8 protein-coding genes are annotated in these 7,245 nt (G+C 42.9%); 4 read left to right on the forward strand and 4 right to left on the reverse strand.

Annotated features, from left to right (window positions below):
- Positions 1-60: 60 nt before the first annotated feature.
- Genes CVD19_RS19125 through CVD19_RS19135 form a run of 3 tightly spaced genes read left to right on the forward strand, consistent with a single transcriptional unit; the run spans position 61 to position 2,118 of the window.
- Positions 61-855, forward strand: a complete 795-nt coding sequence (locus tag CVD19_RS19125; protein ID WP_101584500.1) for a metal ABC transporter ATP-binding protein — start codon at positions 61-63, stop codon at positions 853-855.
- The gene (locus CVD19_RS19130) at positions 852-1,703 is read left to right on the forward strand and encodes a metal ABC transporter permease (protein ID WP_101584501.1); all 852 of its coding nucleotides are present in this window, start codon (positions 852-854) and stop codon (positions 1,701-1,703) included. Before CVD19_RS19125 ends, CVD19_RS19130 begins: the two co-directional genes overlap by 4 nt.
- A 4-nt stretch (positions 1,704-1,707) precedes the next feature.
- Entirely contained in the window at positions 1,708-2,118 is a 411-nt protein-coding gene (locus tag CVD19_RS19135) for a Fur family transcriptional regulator (protein WP_101584502.1), read from the forward strand.
- A gap of 66 nt (positions 2,119-2,184) precedes the next feature.
- Here the strand turns inward: CVD19_RS19135 and CVD19_RS19140 are convergent, their stop codons facing one another.
- Complete coding sequence (locus CVD19_RS19140) at positions 2,185-2,781, reverse strand: hypothetical protein (protein ID WP_101584503.1); 597 nt, start codon at positions 2,779-2,781, stop codon at positions 2,185-2,187.
- 184 nt (positions 2,782-2,965) lie between these two features.
- Here CVD19_RS19140 and CVD19_RS19145 point away from each other — a divergent pair, with 184 nt between their 5' ends.
- Positions 2,966-3,382, forward strand: coding sequence for a hypothetical protein (locus CVD19_RS19145; protein ID WP_101584506.1), 417 nt, complete (start codon positions 2,966-2,968; stop codon positions 3,380-3,382).
- 75 nt (positions 3,383-3,457) lie between these two features.
- Here the strand turns inward: CVD19_RS19145 and CVD19_RS19150 are convergent, their stop codons facing one another.
- The 3 genes from CVD19_RS19150 to CVD19_RS19160 all read right to left on the reverse strand — a co-directional run bounded on the left by CVD19_RS19150 (position 3,458) and on the right by CVD19_RS19160 (position 7,053).
- Positions 3,458-5,206, reverse strand: coding sequence for a methyl-accepting chemotaxis protein (locus CVD19_RS19150; RefSeq protein WP_257985197.1), 1,749 nt, complete (start codon positions 5,204-5,206; stop codon positions 3,458-3,460).
- Between the two features lie 311 nt (positions 5,207-5,517).
- Positions 5,518-6,612, reverse strand: coding sequence for a flavodoxin-dependent (E)-4-hydroxy-3-methylbut-2-enyl-diphosphate synthase (gene ispG, locus CVD19_RS19155; protein WP_101584509.1), 1,095 nt, complete (start codon positions 6,610-6,612; stop codon positions 5,518-5,520).
- A 117-nt stretch (positions 6,613-6,729) separates the two neighbouring features.
- The gene (locus CVD19_RS19160) at positions 6,730-7,053 is read right to left on the reverse strand and encodes a hypothetical protein (protein ID WP_101584513.1); all 324 of its coding nucleotides are present in this window, start codon (positions 7,051-7,053) and stop codon (positions 6,730-6,732) included.
- Between the last annotated feature and the right edge of the window lie 192 nt (positions 7,054-7,245).

Raw genomic sequence — 7,245 nt, forward strand, 5'->3', positions numbered from 1 at the left:
AGATAAGTTATACTACTCTATGTTAAATCGGAATCATTCTTATTTTGTAGGTGAATATGTATGAAGGACAATAAACCTATTGTCGAAATAATGGATCTTTCGTTCCGCTACGACAAGGAGATTGTTTTAAAGGACATTAACCTTGAAGTGGACAGGGGTGCGTACCTTGCGGTTGTAGGCCCAAACGGCTCAGGAAAGTCGACACTCCTGAAGCTTATTCTCGGATTGCTGAAACCGCCAGCCGGGCAAATAAAAATCTTCGGCAAGGATATAACTCATTTCAAAGAACAGCATAAAATCGGGTTTGTTTCCCAAAAGGCGAATTCCTTCAATACTGGATTTCCGGCAACAGTCTATGAAGTAGTCGCGAGCGGCCTCACAAAAAAAATCGGCCTGTTCCGTTTTATGGATAAGAAGGACAAGGAAAAAACGAGGGAAGCTGTAAAAGCAGTCGGAATGGAAGAGTTTATAAACAGAAATATCGGTGAACTGTCGGGTGGTCAACAGCAAAGGGTATTCATCGCCAGGGCACTTGTCAGCAAACCGGAACTGCTCATCCTTGATGAACCGACTGTCGGGGTTGACTCCAAACATGTCAATTCTTTTTATGGAATGCTTGAAAGTCTCAATAAAGAGCAGGGAATCACACTCATGCTTGTCACTCATGATATTGGGGCGATCTCCGATAAGGTGACCCACGTGGCCTGCCTGAATAAACATCTTCACTTCCATGGCAGTTCGAGGGAATTTGAACAATTAAAGATCAATGATGTTTCGGAAATTTACGGGCATGATATCAACATTTTGACACATGACCACGGCCATCACGATCATCATGGAGGCTCCAGTACATGATAACGGCAGTCATGCAGTATGAATTTTTACAAAATGCCTTTTTGACGGGCATTATTATTGGGATCATTGCCCCTTTGCTGGGCGTTTTTATCGTGGTGCGGAGGCTGTCGTTGATTGCCGATGCCTTAAGCCATGTTACGCTGGCCGGCATTGCGGCTAGTCTTCTGCTTGAAAAGAAATTGTTGCTGTTCACTGGTGTAAATCCTATTTACATGGGGATGGCATTTTCAGTCGCTGGATCCCTGTTTATCGAGAAGCTGCGCAGTGTATATAAGCACTACCAGGAACTGGCGATACCAATTATCCTGTCAGGGGGCATTGGACTTGGAGTCATTTTTATTTCGCTGGCTGACGGTTTTAATACCGATCTCTTTGGTTATTTGTTTGGCAGCGTCAGTGCAGTCAGCAGGACGGATTTATGGACGATCTTGGCAATCAGCATCTTTGTAATTGTAGTGATCATCCTTCTTTATAAGGAGCTGTTTCTGCTTTCTTTTGACGAAGAGCATGCCAGGGCAACCGGCATAGCTGCAAAGAGCCTGCATTTTATTTTCATCATAATGGTCGCGCTCGTTATTGCGGCTTCGATGCGGATTGTCGGAATTTTGCTTGTGTCATCCTTAATGACAATCCCGGTAGCCGCGAGCATCAGGATTGCCCGGGGGTTCAAACAAACCATTTTTATGTCTGTCCTTTTTGGGGAGGCTTCAGTTCTTGGGGGATTATCTCTTTCGTATTACTTAGATCTTGCGCCGGGGGGAACAATCGTCATAATTGCGGTTCTCATATTGATCATCACAATCATTGCGAAAAAGATCTCCACAGCACGGCCATTGTATAAGGGGTGAATGTATGAACGTGAATGAAGCGATGAATCTTCTGAAAGCAAGAGGGTTTAAACATACTGGAAAGAGAGAGGATATGCTTAAACTGTTTGCGGACAGTGATAAATATTTGACGGCCAGGGACGTGCTTGAAGAATTGAAGGATGATTATCCCGGCCTTAGTTTTGACACGATATACAGAAACCTGTCCCTGTTTGCGGACCTGGAAATTTTAGAAAAGACGGAGCTATCCGGTGAAAAGCATTTCCGGTTCACGTGCTCACATGATTTGCACCATCACCATTTTATCTGCCTTGACTGCGGGAAAACAAAGGAAATAGAAACATGCCCAATGGGCGGCCTGGAGGAAAAACTGAATGGATATGACATATCAGGCCATAAATTCGAGATATACGGGCGGTGTCCGGATTGCCATTAGAAGCGCCCTCCCAAACGGGAGCTGTACAATAATCCTATCACACCAACACAAAAAAGCGGCTTCAAATCAAAAGCCGCTTTTTTGATGCCAAAAATCGGGATTTTTGAGCCAGTTGTCAACCCACTTTCCGGCTTCCTGCCAGCCATTGACACGGATAACACCTTCTGGAACGGGTTCCTGATTATATGGGGTGTTGAAAAGAATGACCGGAATATTGCATTGTTCGCGAATCATCACTGCATTGTCATGCTTGTCCTCAAAAAAGATTTCAACTTCATATTTTTTCGCTGCTCCGATTTTATCATGGGTTCCAATCAAATCGATGTGATGAAATGAAAGGCCATTCTCCTGAAACCATTCCTTTGTCAAATTAAGCAAATGGGTGCCCCTCGCACTGATGAAATAAAGCTCATGTTCTTTTTCCCACTGCGCCAGTACGTTTTTTGCCCCTTGTGCCAGCGGTGAGCGGGCATAAATGACCGGTTCATTCGTGCTGAACCATTCAGTAAATTCTTCTTCAGTTACAGAAACGAGCGGCATCAAATCATATTGCTTGATATCTTCAAGGGTAATATTCAATTTGAACGCTTCGTTTATAAATGGGACCAACGAGGAGGGGCAGGTGACTGTGCCGTCAATATCGATTCCAAACCGTTTTCTCATATATTTTTCTCCTAATTCACATAAAATTACCGACTGCATTAATTTTATCAAAAGCAAATTGCTACCAAAAGTCTTTCCTTATACAGATTACAAACAAAAAGCATTACAGTTAAACATTGACATATTGAAACCCATCGCATTCGTGAACAATAATAAAGCTCCTACATGAAAGCGAGGGATTCAAGTGGCAGATCAAGAACGAAACCGGAAGACCCGCCAGTATGTGAACGAGCCTGAACAAGATGCAATCAAAACCCGATCGGGACAGCAGGATTATCAGGAAGAAACAGCGGCTGAAATAGCAGCGCCTGTCTCTAATATAAAGACGCCAAATAATGCGAATAATGCTAATAACGGCGGAAATGCGGGCAATGGCCAAAATGGCCAGGCAGGCGGCATGACAGGGTCGGTGTTGGGGTATTCCGCGCTGGCTCTCTCAATAATGTCGCTGTTTGTGCTGCCATTACTTTTTGGGACAGCTGGCATTGTGCTTGGGTTCATGGCCAGAAGGAGAGGCGCTTCTGCGCTTGGCAGCTGGGCAATCGGAATCGGTGCAGTTTCTATTATTGTCGGCATTTTTATCCTGCCGTTTTTGTATTAAGGAGCAAAACAAAAGAGGCGGCTCAAACGGTCATTCAGGACTTGTTTGGGGTTCGCCTCTTTTTTGTTTAGCGGATTATTCCATTTTGAAACTATCGGTAATTTTTGAAAGTGACTTTGACAGACTGGACAGGTTTAAACCAATTTTATGTGTGCTTTCCATTTGCAAGATTTGACTTTGGCTTGCTGAAAGCATTTCTTCTGCGCTTGCTGATGTTGCCTGGGATACAGATGAGAAATGCAATGCCGCCTGTTCCAATTCAGGCAGGATATCCTCCAGGCCTTTAAGCTCAGTTTGCATTCCTGACAGCTTTTTGCTAATGTCTGCAATTTGTGCCATTAGATCATCGAAGGATGCTTTTGATGTGTTAGCGATATTTATATTGGCTTGTGTTTTGGCAAGCATATGTTCAAACTCCTGTGTCGCGTTAATTGTTACACCCTCCATATTGGAGATCGACAGGGTAATTTCACCGGTTGCGATTGATGCTTGTTCAGCAAGTTTACGCACTTCATTTGCAACGACGGCAAAACCTTTACCCGATTCACCTGCCCGTGCTGCTTCAATTGCTGCATTCAGGGACAGTAATTTTGTTTGTTCAGCAATTCCCTTGATTAAGCTGACAAGGTTCGTGATGGATGATGAATATGCTTTCACTTGCTTAATCGTGTCTGTCAAATGTTCAAAATCTTTTTCGAAGCTGCGAATGGTCTCAACTAATTCCGCCATATTTTTTTCGCCTTGTTCGGCACAATGATTCATAGTTTCTGAACTGCTGAACACCACCTTCATGCTGTTGTGCATGTTATCGAAATTATGCTTCATCGATTTTATATAGTTTACACTGTTGTCAGAGCTCACAGCTGTCTGATGAGCGCCAAGCTTAACGTTATGAATAGAATGAATGAGCTGGTGGCTTGATGACAGTGCGTTTTCTGATGAAGCACTTAAATCGCCGCCAGTGATGTTTAACTCTTTAGTTGTTTCCGTCAGCTCATTCAGCATTAACCTCATTTGGCCGGTCATTGCTTCATAACTTTTATGTAGCGAAACAATCTCCGGCAGCGTTGTATTAATGGCGGCAGAATGTTGAAGGTTCCCATCGCGTGCGACTTTCATGGTGTTGCTCAGGGCAGTGAGCGGCTTGGTCAATGTTCTGACAAAAAGCATAATGAGCATGGCACAAACAATTATACTAACTATGATAACTGTAAACGTAAATTGAGCCATCTTGTTAACCGGCCCCATGTAGGAATCGGCAGGAACCAATAGAACATAGATACCGTCAAGTTCTTTCATTTCTTGAAACGAGATGGTGTAACTTTCCCCATTTATGTCTCCGTGAATAATGCCATGTTTAGTTTTTGATATTTTATTGACTAGCGTCCCAGATATTGAAGGAAGTGTTTTTTTGCTTACTTTAAAGGGAATCGGTCTTTTATCGGTTATGTAAAAAAAGTCGGGGGAAATGCCATTACTATTAAGTTTTTTTTGCTGTGCACGTATGTTTATTTCGAGCTGCTGCATGAAGTATTGATCATCACTTACGTACAGAAACTTTAAGTTTTCAGCTATCAGTCCCATTAATTCAACTTCGCGGACTAATCTGCTTTCTATCGTATTCATCGTCATGTCTTTAGCTTTTAAATATGAGCTTAATCCTACCGTAACGGTGGAAATAATAAGTAATGAAAAAAACAATAATAATAACCGGTTTTGTAAACTTATTTTTTGCAGAACTCTTTCGAAGATTCCTTTTTTGTATCCTTTATCATTGCCTGTGAGTCGTGTTTTCTTAAAAAGAGCGTAAAAGTTGGATTTCAAGAAATGCCTCCGTTTCTCCAAAATTGTCCATTAATTTATTGTATAAAACAACTTGCTGATGAGAATATTTTCCTGGCTTTTTGCCGGAGTTTAACATCATTATAGTTCCATATTCCTGTGCCAGTATGAATGAATTGTAAATTTTGTGTAAACTCGGAAAATTATTGTTAATGGTTTAAATCAACGACAAAAGAAAAGCCGACTCACAATGGCCGTGATTTTACGGCGTTTCGAGTCAGCTTCATTTTTACATTATCTAAAAACCATTTACGTTAACGGACCTTGCCACTTTATCGTACAACTGTGCAGCTTTACCTTTGTGCGATGGCGCTAAGCTTTTCTTCCGCAATTTTGTCAATTTCTTTTTTCAATTCTTCAACCATTACTGCTTCTGGCACTTTACGGACAATTTGCCCTTTTCGGAAAAGAAGGCCTTCCCCTCTGGCGCCGGCAATACCAATATCGGCTTCCCTTGCCTCCCCTGGGCCGTTGACCGCACACCCGAGTACAGCGACCTTGATTGGAGCTTTTATTTTCTGGATGTATTCTTCGATTTCATTTGCGATGCTGATCAGGTCAATTTCAATCCGCCCGCAGGTTGGGCAGGAAATAAGTGTTGCCGCGTTTGCTGCAAGACCGAACGCTTTTAAAAGCTCCCGTGCCACCTTAACTTCTTCTACAGGGTCGGCACTAAGCGAGATGCGGACCGTGTTTCCGATTCCTTTGCTCAGTATGGCCCCAAGGCCCGCAGCACTTTTTACCGTACCGGCAAACAGCGTTCCGGATTCAGTAATCCCTAGATGAAGCGGATAATCGAACGCCCTTGCAGCCTTGTCATAGGCCTCGATGGCAAGATTGACATCGGATGCCTTCATTGAAACGATAATATCATGGAAGTCGAGGTCTTCGAGAATTTTAATATGGTGAAGCGCACTCTCAACCATGCCGTCAGCGGTAGGGTATCCGTATTTTTCCAGAATCCGTCTTTCCAGGGAACCCGCATTTACACCGATACGAATCGGAATCCCGCGTTCTTTTGCAGCTTTAACAACTGCCTCCACCTTTTCACGCTTTCCGATATTCCCGGGGTTGATCCGGATTTTATCAGCTCCGCCTTCGATTGCTTTTAAAGCGAGCCGGTAGTCAAAATGGATATCCACTACAAGGGGGATATTGATCCGTCTTTTAATTTCGGCTATCGCGTTTGCGGCACGCTCGTCAGGGCAGGCTACCCGTACGATCTGGCATCCGGCTTCTTCAAGCCTGTTTATTTCTGCTACAGTAGCTTCCACATCATGTGTCTTTGTGGTTGTCATACTTTGGATGACCACTTCATTATTGCCGCCGATAGTCAAATTACCAACTTTGACTGGACGGGTTTTGGTACGATGTATTAATTCACTCAACAGTGATTCGCTCCTTTTGAAAATGAAATTAATAATTCATTTCAATGAACTTTCCTCATTTATTTTATCAGTGTATCGCCGAAATTGACAAGAATATCGTTCTACTGTTAACCTTTGCTAATTGTTGGAGCGGTAATCCGGAAACTTATAGGATTTGCCGTACTGTATTTCCTCTGGCATTAAGCCGTGGTTTAGCAACTGAAAATCAGCAACAGCTTTTTTTACAGAAACAGGGAGATCTTCGTCAGTATGCTTTTCAAGAATGGAGAGGACAGTGTCTCCAGCTTTAACCTTCTGTTCAAAATAGGGGATAGCTCTATTGTCAGAGGTTTTTGCCTCAACTCTTACAGTTTCGGATTCCGGGATAGTGCCTTTGGTCAGATCATGGTAAACAGCATATAGTATGAGAATGGACAGCAGCACAACGGCTAGTTTTTTCATAAGGCATTCATCCTTTAGATTAGGGTTTGTCCATACATATGACTAACCAGGAAATTTTAGAACGCACAAATAAAAAAATGCGCCTTTGGCAGGCGCATTTCAGATTGTAGACAAAAGGCATCCGAATGCGCCTCATTCGGATGCCTTTTGTTGCATTTTAAGCGGATAAAGCCAGAAGTTAGACCGATCCTA

It is taken from the genome of Bacillus sp. T33-2, assembly GCF_002860205.1.
Taxonomy (GTDB): domain Bacteria; phylum Bacillota; class Bacilli; order Bacillales; family Cytobacillaceae; genus T33-2.